20 protein-coding genes are annotated in these 19,556 nt (G+C 55.8%); 14 read left to right on the forward strand and 6 right to left on the reverse strand.

What is annotated here, in order from left to right; genetic code table 11:
• Window positions 1–2: 2 nt before the first annotated feature.
• The 12 genes from ACVBEG_RS03170 to ACVBEG_RS03225 all read left to right on the forward strand — a co-directional run bounded on the left by ACVBEG_RS03170 (window position 3) and on the right by ACVBEG_RS03225 (window position 11,913).
• Window positions 3–395 carry a hypothetical protein gene (locus tag ACVBEG_RS03170; RefSeq protein ID WP_447107381.1) on the forward strand — a complete coding sequence of 131 codons (393 nt, stop codon included), beginning with the start codon at window positions 3–5 and terminating at the stop codon, window positions 393–395.
• A 53-nt stretch (window positions 396–448) separates the two neighbouring features.
• A complete protein-coding gene (locus tag ACVBEG_RS03175; protein ID WP_330201213.1) occupies window positions 449–835 on the forward strand; it encodes a hypothetical protein in 387 nt (128 codons plus the stop codon).
• 3 nt (window positions 836–838) lie between these two features.
• Window positions 839–1,513 carry a hypothetical protein gene (locus ACVBEG_RS03180; RefSeq protein WP_447107382.1) on the forward strand — a complete coding sequence of 225 codons (675 nt, stop codon included), beginning with the start codon at window positions 839–841 and terminating at the stop codon, window positions 1,511–1,513.
• 128 nt (window positions 1,514–1,641) lie between these two features.
• Window positions 1,642–2,724, forward strand: a complete 1,083-nt coding sequence (locus ACVBEG_RS03185; protein ID WP_447107383.1) for a hypothetical protein — start codon at window positions 1,642–1,644, stop codon at window positions 2,722–2,724.
• Window positions 2,721–3,242, forward strand: coding sequence for a hypothetical protein (locus ACVBEG_RS03190; protein ID WP_330201210.1), 522 nt, complete (start codon window positions 2,721–2,723; stop codon window positions 3,240–3,242). The genes ACVBEG_RS03185 and ACVBEG_RS03190 overlap by 4 nt, the downstream gene beginning before the upstream one ends.
• An 8-nt stretch (window positions 3,243–3,250) precedes the next feature.
• Window positions 3,251–3,643, forward strand: a complete 393-nt coding sequence (locus ACVBEG_RS03195) for a phage tail fiber protein (protein ID WP_447107384.1) — start codon at window positions 3,251–3,253, stop codon at window positions 3,641–3,643.
• Window positions 3,643–4,083, forward strand: a complete 441-nt coding sequence (locus ACVBEG_RS03200) for a hypothetical protein (RefSeq protein ID WP_330201209.1) — start codon at window positions 3,643–3,645, stop codon at window positions 4,081–4,083. Before ACVBEG_RS03195 ends, ACVBEG_RS03200 begins: the two co-directional genes overlap by 1 nt.
• A gap of 14 nt (window positions 4,084–4,097) precedes the next feature.
• Window positions 4,098–5,912: a hypothetical protein gene (locus tag ACVBEG_RS03205; protein ID WP_447107385.1), complete on the forward strand. Its 1,815-nt coding sequence runs from the start codon at window positions 4,098–4,100 to the stop codon at window positions 5,910–5,912.
• Window positions 5,913–5,923: 11 nt separating this feature from the next.
• Window positions 5,924–6,871, forward strand: a complete 948-nt coding sequence (locus ACVBEG_RS03210) for a hypothetical protein (RefSeq protein ID WP_447107386.1) — start codon at window positions 5,924–5,926, stop codon at window positions 6,869–6,871.
• Between the two features lie 116 nt (window positions 6,872–6,987).
• A complete protein-coding gene (locus ACVBEG_RS03215) occupies window positions 6,988–9,003 on the forward strand; it encodes a hypothetical protein (RefSeq protein ID WP_447107387.1) in 2,016 nt (671 codons plus the stop codon).
• Window positions 9,000–9,983: a hypothetical protein gene (locus tag ACVBEG_RS03220; RefSeq protein ID WP_447107388.1), complete on the forward strand. Its 984-nt coding sequence runs from the start codon at window positions 9,000–9,002 to the stop codon at window positions 9,981–9,983. Before ACVBEG_RS03215 ends, ACVBEG_RS03220 begins: the two co-directional genes overlap by 4 nt.
• A 76-nt stretch (window positions 9,984–10,059) precedes the next feature.
• The gene (locus tag ACVBEG_RS03225) at window positions 10,060–11,913 is read left to right on the forward strand and encodes a hypothetical protein (RefSeq protein ID WP_447107389.1); all 1,854 of its coding nucleotides are present in this window, start codon (window positions 10,060–10,062) and stop codon (window positions 11,911–11,913) included.
• A 3-nt stretch (window positions 11,914–11,916) separates the two neighbouring features.
• Here ACVBEG_RS03225 and ACVBEG_RS03230 read toward each other — a convergent pair.
• A protein-coding gene (locus tag ACVBEG_RS03230) for an IS3 family transposase (protein ID WP_447107390.1) occupies window positions 11,917–13,079 on the reverse strand; the annotation gives its coding sequence in 2 pieces (ribosomal slippage) (window positions 11,917–12,824 and window positions 12,824–13,079; 1,164 coding nt in all).
• A 169-nt stretch (window positions 13,080–13,248) separates the two neighbouring features.
• On the opposite strand from ACVBEG_RS03230, the gene ACVBEG_RS03235 reads away from it, so the two are divergent.
• Complete coding sequence (locus ACVBEG_RS03235) at window positions 13,249–13,596, forward strand: hypothetical protein (RefSeq protein WP_447107391.1); 348 nt, start codon at window positions 13,249–13,251, stop codon at window positions 13,594–13,596.
• 94 nt (window positions 13,597–13,690) lie between these two features.
• Window positions 13,691–14,764: a hypothetical protein gene (locus ACVBEG_RS03240; RefSeq protein ID WP_322177834.1), complete on the forward strand. Its 1,074-nt coding sequence runs from the start codon at window positions 13,691–13,693 to the stop codon at window positions 14,762–14,764.
• Window positions 14,765–14,818: 54 nt separating this feature from the next.
• On the opposite strand, the gene pgi is transcribed toward ACVBEG_RS03240, so the two are convergent.
• From pgi to folK, 5 genes are all read right to left on the reverse strand, one after another.
• Entirely contained in the window at window positions 14,819–16,483 is a 1,665-nt protein-coding gene (gene pgi, locus ACVBEG_RS03245; RefSeq protein ID WP_219063813.1) for a glucose-6-phosphate isomerase, read from the reverse strand.
• Between the two features lie 228 nt (window positions 16,484–16,711).
• Window positions 16,712–17,092 carry an aspartate 1-decarboxylase gene (gene panD, locus ACVBEG_RS03250; RefSeq protein ID WP_064118696.1) on the reverse strand — a complete coding sequence of 127 codons (381 nt, stop codon included), beginning with the start codon at window positions 17,090–17,092 and terminating at the stop codon, window positions 16,712–16,714.
• Window positions 17,093–17,094: 2 nt separating this feature from the next.
• Window positions 17,095–17,946 carry a pantoate--beta-alanine ligase gene (gene panC / locus ACVBEG_RS03255; protein WP_322177835.1) on the reverse strand — a complete coding sequence of 284 codons (852 nt, stop codon included), beginning with the start codon at window positions 17,944–17,946 and terminating at the stop codon, window positions 17,095–17,097.
• Window positions 17,943–18,743: a 3-methyl-2-oxobutanoate hydroxymethyltransferase gene (panB, locus tag ACVBEG_RS03260; RefSeq protein ID WP_322177836.1), complete on the reverse strand. Its 801-nt coding sequence runs from the start codon at window positions 18,741–18,743 to the stop codon at window positions 17,943–17,945. The genes panC and panB overlap by 4 nt, the downstream gene beginning before the upstream one ends.
• 338 nt (window positions 18,744–19,081) lie before the next feature.
• Window positions 19,082–19,555 (reverse strand): 2-amino-4-hydroxy-6-hydroxymethyldihydropteridine diphosphokinase, encoded by a 474-nt coding sequence (folK, locus tag ACVBEG_RS03265; protein WP_322177837.1) that lies wholly within the window; start codon window positions 19,553–19,555, stop codon window positions 19,082–19,084.
• Between the last annotated feature and the right edge of the window lies 1 nt (window position 19,556).

Consider the following 19,556-nt stretch of genomic DNA (forward strand, 5'->3'; position numbering starts at 1 on the left):
TGATGAACAAGTCCAATTATGAACACCAATGGCCCCTGGTTGGCCACAACAGCTTTCTGGTCGTCGACTTCGCAACGCTGGCCACCCAAAAGGTTATTGGTCTGCCAGCCGGCGCCCAGGTAATCAATGGGTGGGTGCTGGTCACTACGCCTTATGACTCTGCCACCACAGCGGTCTTGGACGTCGGCGACGTGGCCTTGCCGAATCGCTACGCCAATGACATCGACCTGAAAACGGCGGGCCGTAAGAACCTCACTCCGACTGGCTTCCTGACGACTGCTGCGGGTGCTGTCACTGCAACCTTCACACAGACCGGCACACCGGCAACTGTCGGCGAGGCCCGGGTGTACATCGAGTACATCGCGACTCGCAAGTCCGACGAAATCCAAGACTGATCTACCAATAGCCCCGGTTCGCCGGGGTCTTCACATGCGAAGGGGCAATAACCATGGCTGAAGCAACCCGTCTGTTACCGCCGAAAGGCAAAGAATCATTTCCAGTCTTCCTTGCGTCTGGGCAGAGCATTCGTATTTTTTGCGATGACCCTGACGGCAAGGAGGGCAGCATTGTTCCGCCGAAATATCGTCGCCTGGCACTGGCTGCTGGGTGTATTGAAGTCGGCACCGAGTATGAAGAAGATGAACTTGCTCAGGCTGACGGCCCGGTGGCGATGATCCTTCGTGCCATCGAGACGATCGTGAATCGCGATGTACTGGAAGAGCTGGAAGGCGATGGCCGCCCTAAGCTTGGCGTTATCAAGTCAGAAGTCGGCTTCAACGCGACCCGGGCGCAGGTCATTGAAGCCTGGAAGCTATTCGAAGAGTCGTTGGCTTAACCCATGGCCTACGAAACTGTCAGCGACCTCATCAAGGCCTTTCGTGAAGACGAGCAGGACACCATCGCGCCACACTTCTGGTCTGACAGCCAGTTGGTGCGCTGGACTAATGAGGCGCTGACAGAGTTCGCCGAGAGCTCGATGAGCATTTACGACGATGAAAGCCAGGTAACGCTCATCCCGTATGGCGTCGGTGAGAATCGGTTTTCGCTGGACCCCTGCATCATAGATATCATTGACGCCTGGATAGATGGGCAGCCGCATTGCCACCTCTGCCGTAGCATTGTCAGTTTTGGAAATGGTTACCGTGGTGGGAATGGTTACGGAAATATCCAGGGCTACAGTGGCAGCTGCACACATTTCCACTTCGATGGCGCCGGGCAACTGCGACTTCACCCCAAACCGACGACATCTGGAGCAATTCGCCTGCGTGTTGTACGGCGCCTAGTGAGGGAGCTCAGCAAGAGCGATCGAATCCCTGACTTGCTACCGCAAGAGCGGCGCCACCTACTGTCATATATCGCTTACAAGGCCTATCGCGTAAATGAGGGTGAGACCTATAACCAAGGAAGCTCTGACGAGCACCTGAAAAGGTTTGAAGAGGCTTGTCAGACAGTCCGTGAGACTTCAATTCTCCGCCGTGGATCATGCGCCAGGCCGATTCGGAGTAATTGGTAGTGGGCGGTTCTGCGCCGGCTATTCGCGGCCCATGGCCTGCTGGGATAAACAACCGCGCTAACGAAAAGGCGATCCCGACAGGCGCAGTGCGCGACTCTGTTAACTTCGACCCGAGCGCGGACGGCGTAATGCATCTGCGTTCCGGATTCGATCTGGTAGTGCCTGGGGAAAACATTCGCGGCGCTGTCGGTATTGGCGATCACGTATTGATCGCTGACGGTACCAAGTTGATCGATTTCAATGAGTCGACAGGGTCGACCGCCCAGCTGGCCAGTATCGCGGGTAGTGGTCGGTTCGTTGGTGATGTGCTGAATGATGAACTGTTCTTCTGTACCGAAAACCAATCCTTCCGTTACAAGAACGGCGCACTCCGACCTTGGGGCGTTCCGACTGTTACGTTGCAGCCGGTTCCCACTCTTGGCGCCGGATCGCTTGCGGCTGGTAGCTACCAGTGCGCAGCTACCTTTATCGATGCGCACGGCGACGAAGGTGGGACCACGGAAGCGCTCATCATTGACGTGCCGGCCAATAGTTCTTTGGGTTTCATCCTGCCATCACCTCCTGACGGCGGTAAGGTTCGACTCTATGTCAGCTCTGTAAACGGCGGCACGCCCTACCTCCAGTACGAAGGAGTCGGCGCTTATATTTGCTCGGTCGTAATGGATAGCAGCGCCCGCCTGGACACCCAATTCCTGCGCGAACCGGTAACCGGCGACTCAATTACTGCGCATAACGGCGTGCTGGTTATCGCCGCTGGTTCGACCCTGCATATGACCCTTCCAATGCGCCCGCATCTGCGCAGCGCAATGACAGGATTTTTTCAGTTTTCCAAGCCGATCGACATGGTCATGTCCTGTGACGGCGGAATCTATCTCGCCGCAGATAAGACGTTTTTCCTCACCGCTATCGAAACGCCAGAACCTGTTAGCACCAAGGTTCTGGATTTTGGCGCTGTGCGCGGATCCGGTGCGCGCGGTATCAAGAAGGAGGCGGTCTGGATGACCCGATACGGTGTGGCAATGAGCGACGGGCAGGGCGGAGCGACACTAATTAGTGAGGCTAACTTCGTGCCGGAACTTGCTTCCTCTGGTAGTTCAGGAGTGCTTGAGCACAACGGAAATCAACTGGTCGTCACGACAATGCATGACCCAAAAGGCCCAAACCCGCTCGCTGCGAGCGATTATTACGAAGCGGAGATTTTCACCCCATGACCAATCGTGACCATCACGAACAAGCGCTCCGCCTCGGTTTTATTTACGAGGGTGAGCTGGTAGACGCCGAAGGCAAGGTGCTCGACCGGTTCGTGGATCGAAATATTATTCCCCAGGCCGGTATCAACCATATCGTCGGCCTTATTCGTGGCGAAGCCAGCTTGCTGGCCCCTTGGTATGTGGGCGTCTATGAAGGCAATTACGTCCCGAACAGTGCGACCTCATCAGCAGATCTTCAGGCTGGCGCTCAAGAGTCTGTTTCCTACAGCGAGACTGCGCGGCCCGAATGGGTAGATGTTTATGATGGTGTTCAGCTGATCGGCAACCTGGCTTCCCGTGCTGAATTCACCTTTACCGCAGCCAAACGGCTTTATGGCGGCTTTCTCTGCTCGAACGCTGGAAAGGGCGGAAACAGCGGCGTGCTGCTCTCGATAGCGCGTTTTGCATCGCCTTACGATGTCCCTGCCGGGTCCACATTCCGTCTTGGCGTTTCCATCAGCATCGTTCCGGCGTCCTGAATATGGCTATGTCTCCAGATCTCATTGCTAGCTCCTTGGCGTACTACTTCACCGCAGACGCGTCGGTACCTAGGCCATCGGCATGGCAGCTCAGTCTGCACACAGCAACTCCAGGTGGTAACGGTACCGCGAATGAAGTTACGGACTCTGCCTATGCGCGCCAATCCGTGACGTTCAGCGATCCTGACTTGGCGAATCCGCTATTTCCACTTGTTTCCAACAGCGCACTGGTTTCATTCCCTGCGGCCTCGTCCTCATACACCGCAACTCATGTTGTCGTATGGGACGTAACACGTAGCGCTCCGCTGGTTATCCAGCGACTTATCGCAGACAAGGCCGTACCAATTGGCTCGCAAGCTCAGTTGGCAATCGGCGAACTTAAGATTGGAGGGGTAATTTAATGAAACGCAGCACTGGACTTCGAAACCTGATGCTGGCTTCCGGCTCCCTCAAGAGCGCGCTGGACGGGACAGTGATTGAAATCTATCAAGGCCCGGCCCCAGTTACCGCGGATGACGCACTATTAGCTGGAACAACACTGCTGTGCACCATCAGCGTCGGTGGTACGGGTACAGGGCTGACTATGGCCGCTACAGCAGCATCAGGGCAGCTGGCAAAAAATAGTTCTGAGGTGTGGAGCGGAACTGTAGTGGCTAACGGCACCGCGAGCTTCTTCCGTATGAAGACCGCAGCCGATGACAACTCAAGCTCAATCACGGCATCACGTATTCAGGGGAGTATCGGGCTGGATGGTGCGGATCTCAATTTCGCCACGCTCGGGTTGGTCGTTGGCAATCTGCGACAGATCAACTTTTTCGTGATTTCCGTTAGCGCGGGCTGAAAAAGGCATAACCAATGGCCCACCGACTGATCAAGCAGGCGACCTCGACCTATTTGCCTGCCGTCAAAGAGGTAATTGCCCAGCCGGCGCACTTCGATGTTGTTTTCACGCTGTCGGCGGTTACCAAGTACTCGCCCGGCACCAAGCCTGGCGTGCCGATACCTGTTTACGGGCCGGTTTCCGACGCGTCTGGGCGAACATCGCAACAAATCATTGGCTACACCTCAACACAAGTTCCTTCCGGCACGCCCTATGTTGTCTATGAACAGGTGCCCACCTATATCTATCGCCCAGCAATTTCGGATGTTCAGGGTCGCGATGCGACTGTTGTTACTGACAATCAGCCAGGGTGGAATGCCGGCGCCCATAGCTCAAAAGTCGTTGATGGTGACTTTGAAATAAGTTTCAGCCTTCCCCGTAGCGATATTGGCGCACTTGTTGGTCTGGCGGTACCAGGGAGCACTAACAGCTTTAATGGTGTTGAGCATGGGGTGTTACTGACTTCAGCAGGCAGCCTGACCATCGTAGAGTCGGGGGCCCCGCGTGACTCATCCGTAGCCTCGGAAGCTGTAGTGCCGATCAGAATTGTCCGGCGTAATAATGTAGTCACGTCCTACGTAGGGAGCGACTTTTCGTATATCAGCAGCATCCCGTCTTACGGTCCGAAGGTTTTATCAGCCGTTCTTTATGCTGCTACTGACTTTGTTGATGACCCCACAATCAGCGGCATAGTATTTTTCCAGTCTCGGGATGCTTGGGATTGGGGTGATGGCTTAGGCTTAATAGGTTTGCAGGCTCGTTCTGGTTGGGACCTGGCTGGTAGCGCGACAATTGGCGATGGCTCGGGGGAAATGTCCTTCGATTTGACGATGAATGCTCTTGATGCTGATCGCACCAGCGGGCATATGGTCATGGATGTGCCAACCCTGACAGCCACCGCTGGCTTTATTGACGTTGAGGCCAATGGGGTGACGGTCAATATCCCCATAAGCATGCTGTCCATGGCGATTGAGGTGGATATCGGATCGACGTCGTCGGTATTCGATCTGACTATGCATAGCGCCGATTATAACTACGGCGATGCATCCATAGTGTTGAATGCCCCTGATGTATTTGGCTTGTCTACCGAAGAACCGGTCGATACTTCGTCGTGGGCAGAGGCATCTTTTTTTGGTGATTTCTACAGCGTCGATCGCGTCCTGTTCGCGCTTATTCATGATGGTCTGTCGATCGGCGATTCGTTCGATTTGCTACTGAGCATGGACGCCGATCTGGCCGAGCACTTGATGCTCTACAGCGATTCTAGCGCCACGATGCTTATTCAGGCTCTCCTGACAAATGGCATTCAGGTTTCGAACATCGCATCGAGTGCCGCCCGAACCTTGCTGCAATACGTAACAAACCTCGCGAGTGGTGCTGTTGGTCGCTATCAGGGCTATGACTTTGATGGCTTCTGCCGCATAGGGATGCAGACCTTCGGATTTAAGCCTAACGGTCTCTACAGGCTTGGAGCGCCGGATGATAACGGTACGCTCATTAGCGCCCTCATTGATTTTGCCGCAGACAGCTTCGGTACCACTCAGGGCAAGAGGGTAGGAAACGTATTCCTTGGTCTTGGCACCGATGGCCAAGTGTTCGTGCGCACAACTGAAGATAACGACATCGAAATGACGTACCGCGCCTATCAACGCAAATCCGAGTTTCGTGCGGATATGCAGCGGGGCAGGGCGTCGCGCTTTTGGCGGATGCGTATTGAGATAGTAGATGCTTCCTTTGCGGAGCTAGACAACGTTGAGTGGGCGCTTGCGGCTACTGGGCGACGTACCTGAAGGAGAGCGACATGGCTTCTGAATACAGCAGTACAACGAATCAGCTCTTTTCGCTGGCGAGCTCAGCGCTCGGCCAAGTCGGGAATACTGCGGCGAATATCGGGGGTGGCGCCCGGCCAACACTTGGAAATACCACGCTAAGTTACAAGCCTGGATCGATGTCGCTTGGCGAAGTACCAAAATTCTCCGATCTTTTTAATGGGGTTGATAAGAGTGGCGAGCTCATCACTCAGCTAGACAGCCAGGTAGATGCATGGATTGCCAAATACTTTCCATCTATCAATGGACAATTTAAAAGTCTGCCTGAAGATTGGTGTGCCAACGTAATCAGTGGGGTAAAGCCCTATGGGACCGATTCAACAATCTTCGATTTGATATGGCAGCAGTCTCGTGATCGCGCATACCGTGCAACCCGCAGCGAGCAACGCAATCTCGAAGCTAATCTGTCTTCACGAGGATTCACCCTGCCTATTGGTGCGTTGGTCGACACCATCAGCCAGTCCGAGCAGAGGGCCACAAGCGCGATCCTGGACGTTAATCGTGAACAGGCGATAAAGGACGCAGATATCAAAGTAGAACTGCTCAAGCAGGCCGTGAGCATGGCTGCAACGCTGAAGATGGGAATACTCAATACCAGCGCCGAGTATTTCCGCTCGTATTACAGCGTCCACAATCTAAATAATGAGACGGCAAAAATTCGTGGCGATGCGTACCGATCTTTCTACGGCGCGCTGTCCAGCTACTACAACGTTGAGGTTTCGTTTGAGGAGCTTCGCTTACGGGCAGCTACGTCGACAGCAGACGTAAGCCTGTCGTCTGACCGCAACAAGATCAGCCTTTACGGAAGTGATGGTAGCTCGAAAGCCTGGGCCCAGGCATCGAGAGGGTTTGCCGATATTGCAAGCCACTCAGCAAGCGCTGCTGGAACACTATCTACCCAGATACAGAGCGTCTCTTGATGGATGAGAATGAGGGGCGCCCTAATCAGCCGATTATCTCCCAGGTGGCTACTCGCACCGGAGCTGTAAACATCAGGATGGCGCAAGACCTTGCTCGTAGTGCCGGAAGATCAAAGGTGCAGATTAATACCAGAATACTAAATGGATACATAATTCGAGGAATTAAGCGGGGGAAGATTTCGCTCGCGCAAGTAGTAGATCCACCGTCGTTCGCTCTGCTGGCTGGGCGCTCCAATGTCGGGCCAGTGCAAGGCATAAGCCTGGGCATGGCTGTTGGCAACCGGGATGAAGTTTATCCGCCTGGGACCATAGCGACGTATGAGGGGAAAGAGTCAGTAGGCGATACCTCAATCAGCCGAACTGTATGGGTTGGCCTAAAGCCGGCTGGCGGCGCTCTTGCTCGGCAAGTTATAAATCGTAGTCAAATACAGATCAGTTCGGGCCTGATGTCAGACGGTCAGCTATCTGCCGGGATCGCTGTAGACTGGAACAATCACCAAAACCTTGATGATCTGACAAAATTCACCGATGCGAGTCCGGTAACGCTATCGGGTGCGATCCGCACCCAGTACTTATCGGCGCTCCCTATTAGCGTTGTTGATGGGACAATTATTTCTGGGCAGGCCCCAGCAAGTTACTTTGCCTACAACTCGTTCACGATCTCTGAGTCGCAGCTTCCCGCGGGCTGGCAGTTCTTCCCGCGCCGGCTGCGGCCTTGGCAGGACTACACGGATACTGTTGATGAGCTGCAGGTGGTGCGGTACGACGAACCGAGTAATTTCGGGTTCGTGGCGGCTCCCTCTGGACCGCCGGGCACTAGCGGGGTAGATAAATTCTGCCTGACTGCCGGATGCGATAATCAACCAAAGACCCTGTTCAGGGAGAGTTCGGATGGGGTTCCTGTATATGCGCGCTATGGACAGAAGGGACTTATGGTAGCGTTGGGATCGCTAGATAGGGCCGCATTTTCCGGTAAAGATGTCGCTGCTACACTTGACTCTCTGAGGGTGTTTACGCCCGATGACCTGCCAGCTGCAGTACGTCCATTTCCCGAGATACGCTTGCCAGCAAATGACTTTGGTCGACCAGACATAAAGAACCTGGGTTACTTCTACTTCCCTCTGCCACTACGCACTACCAATGGGTTCATTACCTTCTCTCTTTACTACGCGGTACAGCAGGTAAATTCAGTGCAGAGCTACGGTATCTACGGGATTGTAGCCGTACTCGACAGCGGTAATCTTATAAGTGTCAACTCGGACTGGTACAACACGGGAATTTCCGGGACTCCTACTCCCGCTATACCCGAGTCTTCCCCAGACTTCTTTGTATATCCTCATATCGTTGGCGGCGTCTCAGTAGGCGGGATGGATAGCTCTGGAAACCCTACTCATACCGCTCAGTGTTTAGTGTGGGAGTATCTGGCGGGGCGGTTTGGCGACGATCCCCCACATGGTGTTCGCTGGGTAATTTATAGTACACAATCCGGCGCTCCAACCAGAATAGTACTTACGGGGGATGACTGCGGTCCGCTCTTTGGGCAGATGATGGCTAGTCCGCCATGGCTGAGTCATGGTATCCCAAGCGGGTATACAGCAAGTCCATGGAACTGGTTTTATCCTGGCGATGTTGGTCGCGCAGATACGGAGCATCAGTTGTCGGCGGTGTATGACTGCGGTGGGGGTCGGCTCGTTACTGCAGCTATCGCTTACCCTTGGCCCGATGCAGAAATATTCGGGAGCGTAGATACTAATCTAGTGGTAGCGGAACACGATATTCGCTGTATGGTCATCGACCTATCTGTCACTGCTTCTGGCACCACGGGTACAGTGAAGTTGCGGGGATCTATTGCTGCGCGAACAAGCGTTACAAGCAAGTGCATTATCACAGTTGTCCAGCCCTATGTTCCGGCAGTCAATGGAAAACCAGCAGTAGAGGCTGTGCTACTAGCCTCTGTTGTGGAGCATAAGTATGGTAACTGGGGTGACGGAAAGACCTACCTATCCATGGATGGTGGTGACAACTGGCGTGAGTACATCACTGATATCGGCGGGCAATCTGGCACGTTTTGGGCAGGAAATAGCCTTTATTTATTCGACCCGCTCAAGCCCTTTATCGAGGCGTCTCTATGAAGATCGTGCAGATACTCAATGAGTCCGGACAGATTAATGGCCACTCGAAGGCGTGGGACTCAGCCACTGGTAGCGTAGAAGAAAAGGTATGGGCCTGGCCTTACGGGACGAACCCGGGTCGAGTCGCCGAAATGCTCCGTACCTCTGGTGGGGTTATGGGGCTTACATACCACCAGATGGAATCCGATGGACGCTACTACATTGACAGCGCCTACACTGCAGTGGCTGGTGACAGCCCCGGCCCTATCACTGACCCTGCCGTAGGGTATCTGACACCGTTCGCGCAGAATAACTTCATGATTGGTGGCACCGTTATCATAGCGCTGCTGGACTGGAGGTCGCAGTACGTGGTGTACGACTTCGCTGCGGACATACCAGTGATAAAAATTGGTGCGATTGGCAGTTTCCCCGCCAGCATCAGCGGCCTTACGACAGTCAGCTACACCGACGGAGCAACCCGACTGGTTGCGATGTCCGGGGACACGGGGCTGATGTACCTATCTACACCTCTGGATGGGTCGACCCTGGACCTTGCGGCCTCATTGGCTATTGCGGTTCCACCATCTTCGCCCACTGACTACGCCGACATTTCCATACAGACGGCGTACGGGGCAACCCAGCTTGCCAATATTATTGCGGCCGGCTCTGGCACTCCAGTCTGGGGCGATGGCTGGATGGTTGGTAACGACCCGGGATATCCAGGGCTGTACGCTAGATCGCTCACTTCGCAATCAGTAGTAGCGCCTCTGCCTGGAAACTCGATACGTGTTGAGTTTGTAACTGGGGTCGATGGCGACCAGGCCGTAACTTTGATAGTAGATGCTGCGGGATCTATAACTGAAAAGTCAGTAGTTGCAGTCAGCGGGGTATCTGTTTCCGGTATCGACAAGTGGTTTGTTATGGGGCCAACAAGCGTGACGCCTCCAGCTGTTACTCCTCCTTTCTGGCGTAGCTTTGTGAAAACCTTCGAGCAGATATGAGGGGCTAGCCGAAGCTTGATCGTCACGTTTAGTCACATAGCCTTGGGTACACAGCTGATCAGCGGAGTACTCAAGCATGGCCATTGGCGATATTGCCGGCGACATCCAAAATACGTACGGGCAAGGTTTGACGCCGGAACAAAGGGCCGCACGGCAGGCAGCGCTGGCGCAGGGCTCGGCACCATCATCCTTGGCGACCTCTCCAATATCAGCACCGCCCGCCGGGCCAATTGGCCGAGCTCAGCAACAACTTGCCCCGACCTCTAGCCTCAACGATCCAAGTTTTGGCTTATCTTCCCAGGGCGATGCTCGGCAAACCTCTTTTGATGTTACCAACACGCCATCGAAGTACTTGCCGCCTGCGTCTCAGCCGAATCAGGTCGCGCAGCCGACAAGCCTCGGACAGATCAATCCGACTCCGCTTGATCCGGTGCCTACCGCACAGCAGCCATCTAGTCTGACCGACGCTTTCAAGACTGCTCCAGCAGCACAGCCTGCCGTAGTCGCGCCGTCAGTTGCGGCGCAGCTTGCGCCCTCGACCCCTGGGCAGCTTAGCCAAGAATTACCGCTTGACGGTACTGAAAGATCAATATCATCGGGCACTGTTGTACGAAACGACCCACAGGTGACGCCGCCTGCGCCTTCGGGTGGCCTTGGGCAGATAAATGTGACCCCGTTCGATCCTGTAGCCGCTGCCCAACAGCCGGCAAGTTTGACCAATGCTCATCTTCGCTTTCCTGTAGTACAGCCACAAACTGACACGCCGGCTATGCCGCAAATACCTCCACCAGCGGCAAATCCGGCTCAAGCCAATCCAAGCCCTATCGCCCGACTATCCATACCAGTAGACGCTAGCCCTCCCACCGGCTCACTCTCGTTAGATCAATATCGATCTACCGGGGCCGGAACAGACGCTAGTGGTGCAAATCGCCAAGGCGGACAGATCGTCGCGAAGGTAGGCCCTAACGGAGAGACGAGCTTTTCCAATGCTACAGGCGATCAAACTACCGCCCAAAGTCTTGGAAATCTTAGCGTTGAGCCTCGAGCTCAAACGTCCTCAGAACGCCCCGGCTCGCTCGCAGATCTCGGGTCAGCCTCAAATCTTGGCGATGGCATAGGTACATTCAGTCAAGCGCAGTCCGGTGATGCCGCCTTATCTATGGGGCGATTCCAGAAGGCACAGGACCTGCGCGATAGCTATAAGAACAAGGACCGGCTTGATCAGGCGCTAGGCGCTAAATGGAGTGCCGACCATACTAATGTCGTTCACGACAGCAGTAAGCCGCTAAGCCTGGCTGATATCAAATTTGATCAGGGTCAGCAGCAGAGCCAGGCGAGAGCTGATGCCAATGTAAATGGTGCTCAAGGGCTAGTCGATGCTGGCATTAAGGATCGGGCAAGCGAGCAGCAGTTACGACAGTCGACCAGGCTTGAGGACGCGCTTACTGCGGCAGTTGCTCCGAATGCCACGCCAGAGCAGAAGCAGCGCTATCAATCGTTGATCGATCCGACCGGTGCAGCCGGGCTTGATCGCCAGCTAAAAGTGGCCAAGGTCAATAACGCCGTGCTTGAGGGGCAATCAAAGCAGCAGCAGATTCAGCAAAGCACCCAATCCCAGGCTCAGGGAATTCAAGACAAGTCGACAGCGAGGAAGGGTCAGCTCGCAACATTCGATCAGGCCCTGGGGTCGGTAGATGGGCTCTTAGGCACCAAGCAAGATTCAAACAACCCTAAAGGGCCAAATACTGACGAGGATCCCGGCCTAGTTAAGGCTCTTGGGAAAATCGACGGCCTAGTACCAACCGCGCCAGGTACTGATGCTGCTGATTTTGAGGCAAAACTCGACACATTGAAGGCCCAGACATTCATTCCACAGGTCGCTGCGCTTAAGGGGATGGGCGCTCTTTCCGATGCCGAGGGCGCGATGTAGTGGTCAACTAATCCCGGACACGACGTTAAGTTTTTCTTCGGCCCGAGCTGGCGCCATCCCACCGTTGAATTGATGGGGTCGAATCCAGTTGTACCGATGCATCAAGAAAAGGCTGATATCACGCTGGGCTTCTTGGGCGGTTCTGTAACCCAGAGTCGGTATCCATTCAGTTTTCAAGCTGCGGAACACGCGCTCCATTGGCGCGTTGTCCCAGCAATTTCCCCGGCGACTCATGCTCTGGCGTATTCGATAACGCCACAGACGCTGGCGAAATAAACGACTCGCATACTGCGACCCTTGATCCGAGTGAAACAGCAGGCCCTGAGGCCTTCCTCGTTGCTCGTAAGCCATATCCAGCGCCTTGATAACCAGATCGGCGTCCGGCTTTTCTGACAACGCCCAGCCCACCACTCGGCGTGCGCAAAGATCCAGCACGACAGCCAGATAGTGCCATTTCCCCTGGGCCCAAATGTAGGTGATGTCGCCGCACCACACCTGGTTGGGTGCCGGGACATCGAACTCCCGATTCAAGATGTTCGGAATATCTAACCGTTCAACCGTCGCTCGTTTGTAGGCATGTGAACCTGGCTGTTTGCTCACGAGGTCAAGCTCACGCATCAAGCTGCGCACTTTGAACCGGCCGAGTTGCTCACCATCGTCACGCATCAAGGTGAGGATGCTACGGCTGCCCGCAGCACTGCGACTTTGTGAAAACAACTCGCTCACTCGGCTGCGCAATCGAAGCCGTTCGACATCAGGCGTTCGGCGCTTGAGACGGTGGGCGTAGTAGCTTGAGCGGTTGATTTCAAACACTTTACACAGCCAATCAACCGGCTCATGGACGCTCAGCTGAGTGATCAGCGCGTACGCTCGTGATCTTCCGACATCAAGAGCGCGGTAGCCTTTTTTAATATCGATTTTTCCCGTTCAAGGCGGGCGATCCGGGCTTCAAGCTCCTGGATTTTTTGCTGTTCCGGTGTCAGCGCTTTGCTCTGCGGGGTAACGCCTTGGCGCTCCTGCTGAACCTGCGTGACCCAGCGGCGTAGTGCCGACTCGCCGACGCCGAGTGAACGGCTGGCTTCGATGTAGCTGTAGTCTTGTTTGAGCACGAGGTCGGCAGCCTCGCGTTTGAATTCAGCAGAAAAGGTACGGCGTTGTTTGGTCATTTGACACCTCGATCTGGCGAGCATTCTCGCCTAAATGGGTGTCCGGTTTCATTAGACCACTACAAACAACGGCGAATACAAAAAGAACGGCACTATCGGTGAACTGACTGCGCCGTTCTATGAGTTCGACGCCTATATCGCCACGACCCCTGATCGTCAGGGTCTGCCGATGAATGTGCTGTACATAGCCCACCGCTATCGCGATATCGTCATCAACTTCGGCGCGCTGGTTCCACCGGGCGCTGGCGAGTTGTGCTGTGCCCTGTGGGATTTTCTGCAGAACTACATGGACACTAGCCGTCCGCTGCCCGACTTGCCTCGTTACGAAGAATTCCGCGACCTCGACCCTGTGACGGCCCAATACGACCGCGAAGTCGGCCGTAATCCACGGTTGTGGATCGACATGGATGACGAAACGTTTGAAGGGGCTCTTTACCACATACGTGGCCAGATCGATCAGATCGATACCTTCCGTCGCCCGAACCTGATGGCTCGGTATGTGGAGTATGTCGATTGAATTCCAGGGACATGACCGATGCCAAACCGAACTTCGAGAAAGTCGAACAGCTGTTCTGGGCCGATGAAACCGCCCATAAAGCGCAGAGCGGCGAATGACGGCCATGAACTCATCTTATTACGCGCCTACAGCCTACCGCTCTGATCAGATTCCCAGCCAACCGCCTTCGGCAGAGCGTTCGTGGATCCGACGTTTTGCCAAGGTGCGTCTGCCGTGGGGGATGACGCAGGAGGTTGCACCGGATGATTTTTTGAGAGAAGCGGCACCAAAAAATCTGCGTCGTGTAGAGAAAGGTCAACAGGAAAAGAAAGAGCAGTTGGCCTTAGGTACTTATGTGCCAGCACCCTATGAACATGTGGATTTTCATGATAGGGAGGATCAAGAGCGCTTTAGATTTTCGTTGTGGTCGAAACGATCAAGGTTTTGGATTTATTTACATTTGTTTGGGAAGTGGTTCTTCCTGATTGGTCTGATTCCAAGTGTTTTTACGCTTTTCGTAGCTATAGCTAAGCTTGATGGAACATGGATCGAAATAACAGTAGACAGCTTTAACAGTTTCTTTATTTGGTTTTCAGGCATTCCAATAGCGTGCTGGGCACTCGCCTCATTAGTCATCCGCTACTTCCCCCACCTCTGGGTCAAACCCTCCCGAGGCCCCATCTGGGAGATCAACCGTCGCACCGGCCTTGTCACCCTGTTCGATTACGACAACAAAGGCGAATACAAAAAGAACGGCACCATCGGTGAGCTGACCGCGCCGTTTTACGAGTTCGACGCCTATATCGCCACGACCCCGGACCGTCAGGGCTTGCCGATGAATGTGCTGTACATCGCCCATCGCTATCGGGACATCGTCATCAACTTCGGCGCGCTGGTTCCACCGGGTGCTGGCGAGTTGTGCTGTGCCATGTGGGACTTCCTGCAGAACTACATGGACACCAGCCGCCCGTTGCCCGACTTGCCACGCTACGAAGAATTCCGCCACCTCGACCCCGTCACCGCGCAATACGACCGCGAAGTCGGCCGTAATCCACGGTTGTGGATCGACATGGACGACGAAACGTTTGAAGGGGCGCTCTACCACATACGTGGCCAGATCGATCAGATCGACACCTTCCGCCGCCCGAACTTGATGGCGCGTTATGTGGAGTATGGGCAGGGGCATTAAAAAACCCGCCGCCTCTTGCGAGGGGGCGGGTTTTGAGGTGTTGCGAAGGGTGGATCAGCCGCGGTGACGACCACGGAAGTAATTGATCAAGCCTTGGGTCGACGCGTCGTCTGCCGGCTCTTCAATGCTACCGGTCAGGCGGTTGTAGACGCCTTTGCCCAGTTCCTTACCCAGTTCCACGCCCCATTGGTCGAAGGCGTTGACGCCCCAGATGACGCTCTGGACGAAGACCTTGTGCTCGTACATTGCCACCAGCGCGCCAAGACGGCGTGGGCTGATACGCTCTACGACCAGGGTGTTGCTCGGGCGGTTGCCCGGAATCACTTTGTGCGGTGCGAGTTTCTGGATTTCTTCTTCGGCCATGCCTTTGTCACGCAGTTCGGCTTCGGCTTCGGCGCGGGTCTTGCCGAGCATCAGCGCCTGGCTTTGCGACAGGCAGTTGGCGTATAGCCATTGGTGGTGGTCGGCCACCGGGTTGAAGCTGACGATCGGCACGATGAAGTCAGCTGGAATCAGCTGTGTGCCTTGGTGCAGCAACTGGTGATAGGCGTGCTGGCCGTTGCAACCGACGCCGCCCCAGATGACCGGGCCGGTGTCGGTGGACACCGGTGAGCCGTCCTGGCGTACGCTCTTGCCGTTGGACTCCATGTCCAGTTGCTGCAAGTGCTTGGTGATGTTGCGCAGGTAGTGGTCGTACGGCAGGATCGCGTGGCTTTGCGCACCCCAGAAGTTGCCATACCAGACCCCGAGCAGGGCCAGCAGCACGGGCATGTTCTGTTCGAACGGTGCGCTCTGGAAGTGCTGATCCATGGTGTAGGCGCCGGACAGCAGCTCTTTGAAGTTGGACATGCCGATGGCCAGCGCAATCGGCAGGCCGATAGCCGACCATAGCGAATAACGACCGCCAACCCAATCCCACATCGGGAAGATGTTTTCTTCGCGGATCCCGAAGGCCACCGCCGCAGCGTTGTTGCTGGAAACGGCGATGAAGTGACGGTACAGCTCCGCTTCGGAACCGCCTTGCGCCAAGTACCAGGCACGTGCGGCCTGGGCGTTCTTCAGGGTTTCCAGAGTGTTGAATGACTTCGACGAGACGATGAACAGGGTGGTCTCTGCGCGAATCTTGAGCGACAGTTCATGGAACTCACTGCCGTCGATATTTGCCAGATAGTGGCAACGCACACCTTTCTGTGCGTAAGACAGCAGTGCTTCGGACACCAGTTCCGGGCCGAGGAAGGAGCCGCCGATGCCGATGTTGACTACGTCGGTGATGGGCTTTTCGGTGTAACCGCGCCATAAACCGTCATGAATGCGTCCGACCAGCTCGGTGATCTGGTTGAGCACTTTATGCACTTCAGGCATCACGTTGACGCCGTTTACCGACAGCTTGTCGCCTACCGGGCGGCGTAGCGCAGTGTGCAGGGCCGGGCGGCCTTCGGATGCGTTGACCAGTTCGCCGGAGAATAACGCCTTGATCGCGTCCTGCAAGCCTGCTTCGTTAGCAAGGCCCACCAACAGGTCGCGGGTTTCGTGGGTGATCAGGTTTTTTGAATAGTCGAGAAACAGCCCGCAACTGCTGAGGGTGAATTGAGTAAAACGTTGCGGGTCGGCATTGAACGCCTCGCGCATGCTGAAATCCTGCATGGCTTCGCGGTGTTGATTCAGCGCCTGCCAGGCGGGCAGGGTAGTCGCGTCAATAGGAGTGCGGTAGTACGCCATCGCTGAGGGTTTCCTTGTACTTGAACTGCCTTTTCGGGCGCTAAAAAAGCCCGGACGGTGGATGTGAAGACGTCGATGCTCCGTCAGTGAGCGTAGACGGGTCACTGAACTCTAACGCGAGTTGCCTGGCCTGTCTGCGCGCTGCGTTGCCTTCGCTCGGTACTATTTTTCACACGTCAACGGCCGGGCTTTCCAGTGGATCGTCATTTTTACGTGTTCAGGGATAACTCAGGCAACCTGCACGGGTATGGCATTGCTGGTGTGGCTAAGTTCATTACCTGCGGCCATGTACAGCATGCGCGGTTTGAAATTGAGCAGTTCTGCTTCGCTGTAATGAGCATAGGCGCAGATGATCACACGGTCACCGACCTTCGCCTTATGGGCTGCGGCACCGTTCACGGAAATCATCCGTGACCCTTCTTCGCCACGAATGGCGTAGGTGGTGAAGCGCTCGCCATTGTCGACGTTGTAAATCTGGATTTGCTCGTATTCGCGAATCCCTGACAGGTCCAGCCATTCGCCGTCGATGGCGCAAGAGCCTTCGTAGTCGAGTACGGCGTGAGTGACCTCGGCACGGTGTAGCTTGGCCTTGAGCATGATTGCGTGCATTTTTATTCCTTGGTCAGGTGCAGATTGTCGATCAAGCGTGTTGGACCCATATATGCAGCTGCCAGAATCACCAGGTCGTGATCTTCCGCTGTGGTAGGGCGCAGGGTGGTTGCGTTGCGGATTTCCAGATAATCGAGGCGAAACCCGGCGGCCTTGAGTTGATCCACGCCGTTGGCGAGCAGGAAGTTCAAATCGCGCTCGCCGATGTGGATAGCCTCGGCGATATGTTTTATCACGCGATACAGCGCTGGCGCTGCAGCACGCTGCTCTTCGCTGAGATAGCCATTGCGCGACGACAGCGCCAGGCCATCGGCCGCACGTACGGTCGGTTCGCCGATGATCTGGATCGGCATGTTCAGGTCACGAACCAGCGCGCGAATCACTGCCAGTTGCTGGAAGTCCTTCTGGCCGAAGACCGCCAGATCGGGCTGAACCATGTTGAACAGCTTGCTGACCACCGTGGCCACGCCGTCGAAATGGCCAGGACGACTGGCGCCGCACAGCCCTTCAGACAAGTGCGGAACACTGACCAGGGTTTGGTCTTCCATGCCATGCGGGTACATTTCTTCGACCGACGGTGCGAACAGCAGATGGCAGCCGGCCTGCAGCAGCGTCTCCTGATCGGCGGGCAGTGTTCTCGGATAGGTCGCAAGGTCTTCGGTCGGGCCGAACTGCAGCGGGTTGACGAAGATGCTCGCCACCACGAAATCGGCACGTTGGGCCGCCTTGACGATTAATGCAGCGTGACCGCTGTGCAGGTTACCCATGGTTGGGACCAAGCCGATCCGCTTGCCTTCGCTACGTGCTCGAGCGATGGCGGCACGCAATTCACGTACGGTTTTTACTGTGTTCATGCTGAGAATCCGTGTTCAGTTGCCGGGAAGCTCACATCTTTGACTGCTGCGACATACGCCTGTAACGCCGACTGGATATCGGGCTGGCCGGTCATGAAGTTTCTCACGAACTTGGGCACACGGCCGGTGATGGACAGGCCAAGCATGTCATGCAATACCAGTACCTGGCCGTCAGTCCCGCTGCCTGCGCCGATCCCGATCACCGGGACTTTTACGGCGTGGGTGATTTCCTGGGCCAGTTCGCTGGGTACGCATTCGAGCAGGATCATGGAGACCCCTGCTTGCTCCAGTGCGATGGCGTCAGCGCGCATCTGGCGAGCTTGAGCCTCCAGGCGACCTTGCACCTTATAGCCCCCAAGGATGTTCACCGATTGCGGGGTCAGGCCCATGTGCGCGCAGACCGGGATACCGCGTTCGGCCAGCAACCGAATCGATTCGGCCAGCCACGCGGCGCCTTCGACCTTGATCATGTGCGCACCGGCTTGCATCAACTGCGCGCTGTTGGCGAATGTCTGCTCAAGGGTGGCATAGGCCATGAAAGGAAGGTCGGCGAGAATCAGTGCCCCCTGATTGCCGCGTTTGACGCTGGCAACGTGGTAGGCCATCTCTGCGTTGGTGACGGGCAGGGTGCTGTCATGGCCCTGCAACACCATGCCCAGAGAGTCGCCGACCAGGAGAACTTCGACGCCTGCCTGGCTGGCTGCGTGAGCAAAGGTCGCGTCATAGCAGGTCAGCATGGTGATTTTTTCACCTTTCTGCTTGAGGCCTTGCAGGGTCGTCAGGGATATTTCTGGCATGAAAAAGTCCTCGTTCAGGCGCTGTGAAAACTACTGCGAGCAACGCGTGAGATCATCTGAAAAAACAGGCGCACCGTCTTTGGCGGTGTTTATCCATGGCCTGATTTGCGCCCTTGTGCCCGGTAGGGGACAGCGGGACGCCTATCTTCGTGAGGAGGGGGCGTGAAGTCAATTACGGGTGTTACCGTTTTGTGTGCCTGTTACCGCTCACTGGGCGTTAGGTGTTACGGCGCGCGCCTCCGATCATGCATTCCTGGGCAGATAAACCGGGTTGCTGACTTCGCGAAAAAATTCCCACAGAGCCGGGATCTCCGCAGCTCTGCTGTCGGGCCCAGGCGCTAGAGGCGCTCAAGCCCAACGAATGGGCAGTCTGCCAGTAACTGATCAAGGTAACGGCCGTCAGCCAAGAGTAACTGAGGCGCAAGTTCGGCCAGGGGATATAGGACGAAAGGCCGGGCGTGCAGGTGATAGTGCGGCACTTTTAAGCGCGGCTCATCAATCAGGCGTTCGCCGAATAGCAGGATATCCAGGTCCAGCGTGCGCGGGCCCCAGCGTTCGTGGCGTTCGCGGCCCTGATCAAGCTCGATGGCCTGCAATGCGTCGAGCAAGGCCAAGGGCTCAAGCTCGCTGTCCAGCACGGCGACTGCATTGGTAAAACGCGGCTGGCCGGGCAACAACGAATCGCTGGCATAAAAGGAAGACACGCCCACCAGCCTGGATTGGGCCACGTGCGCCAAGGCTTTGAGAGCGTTGCGCAGTTGCTCGGCCGGGTCAGCCAGATTGCTGCCCAAGCCTATATAGACACGCTCCATG

This window comes from Pseudomonas sp. GG8, assembly GCF_052976945.1.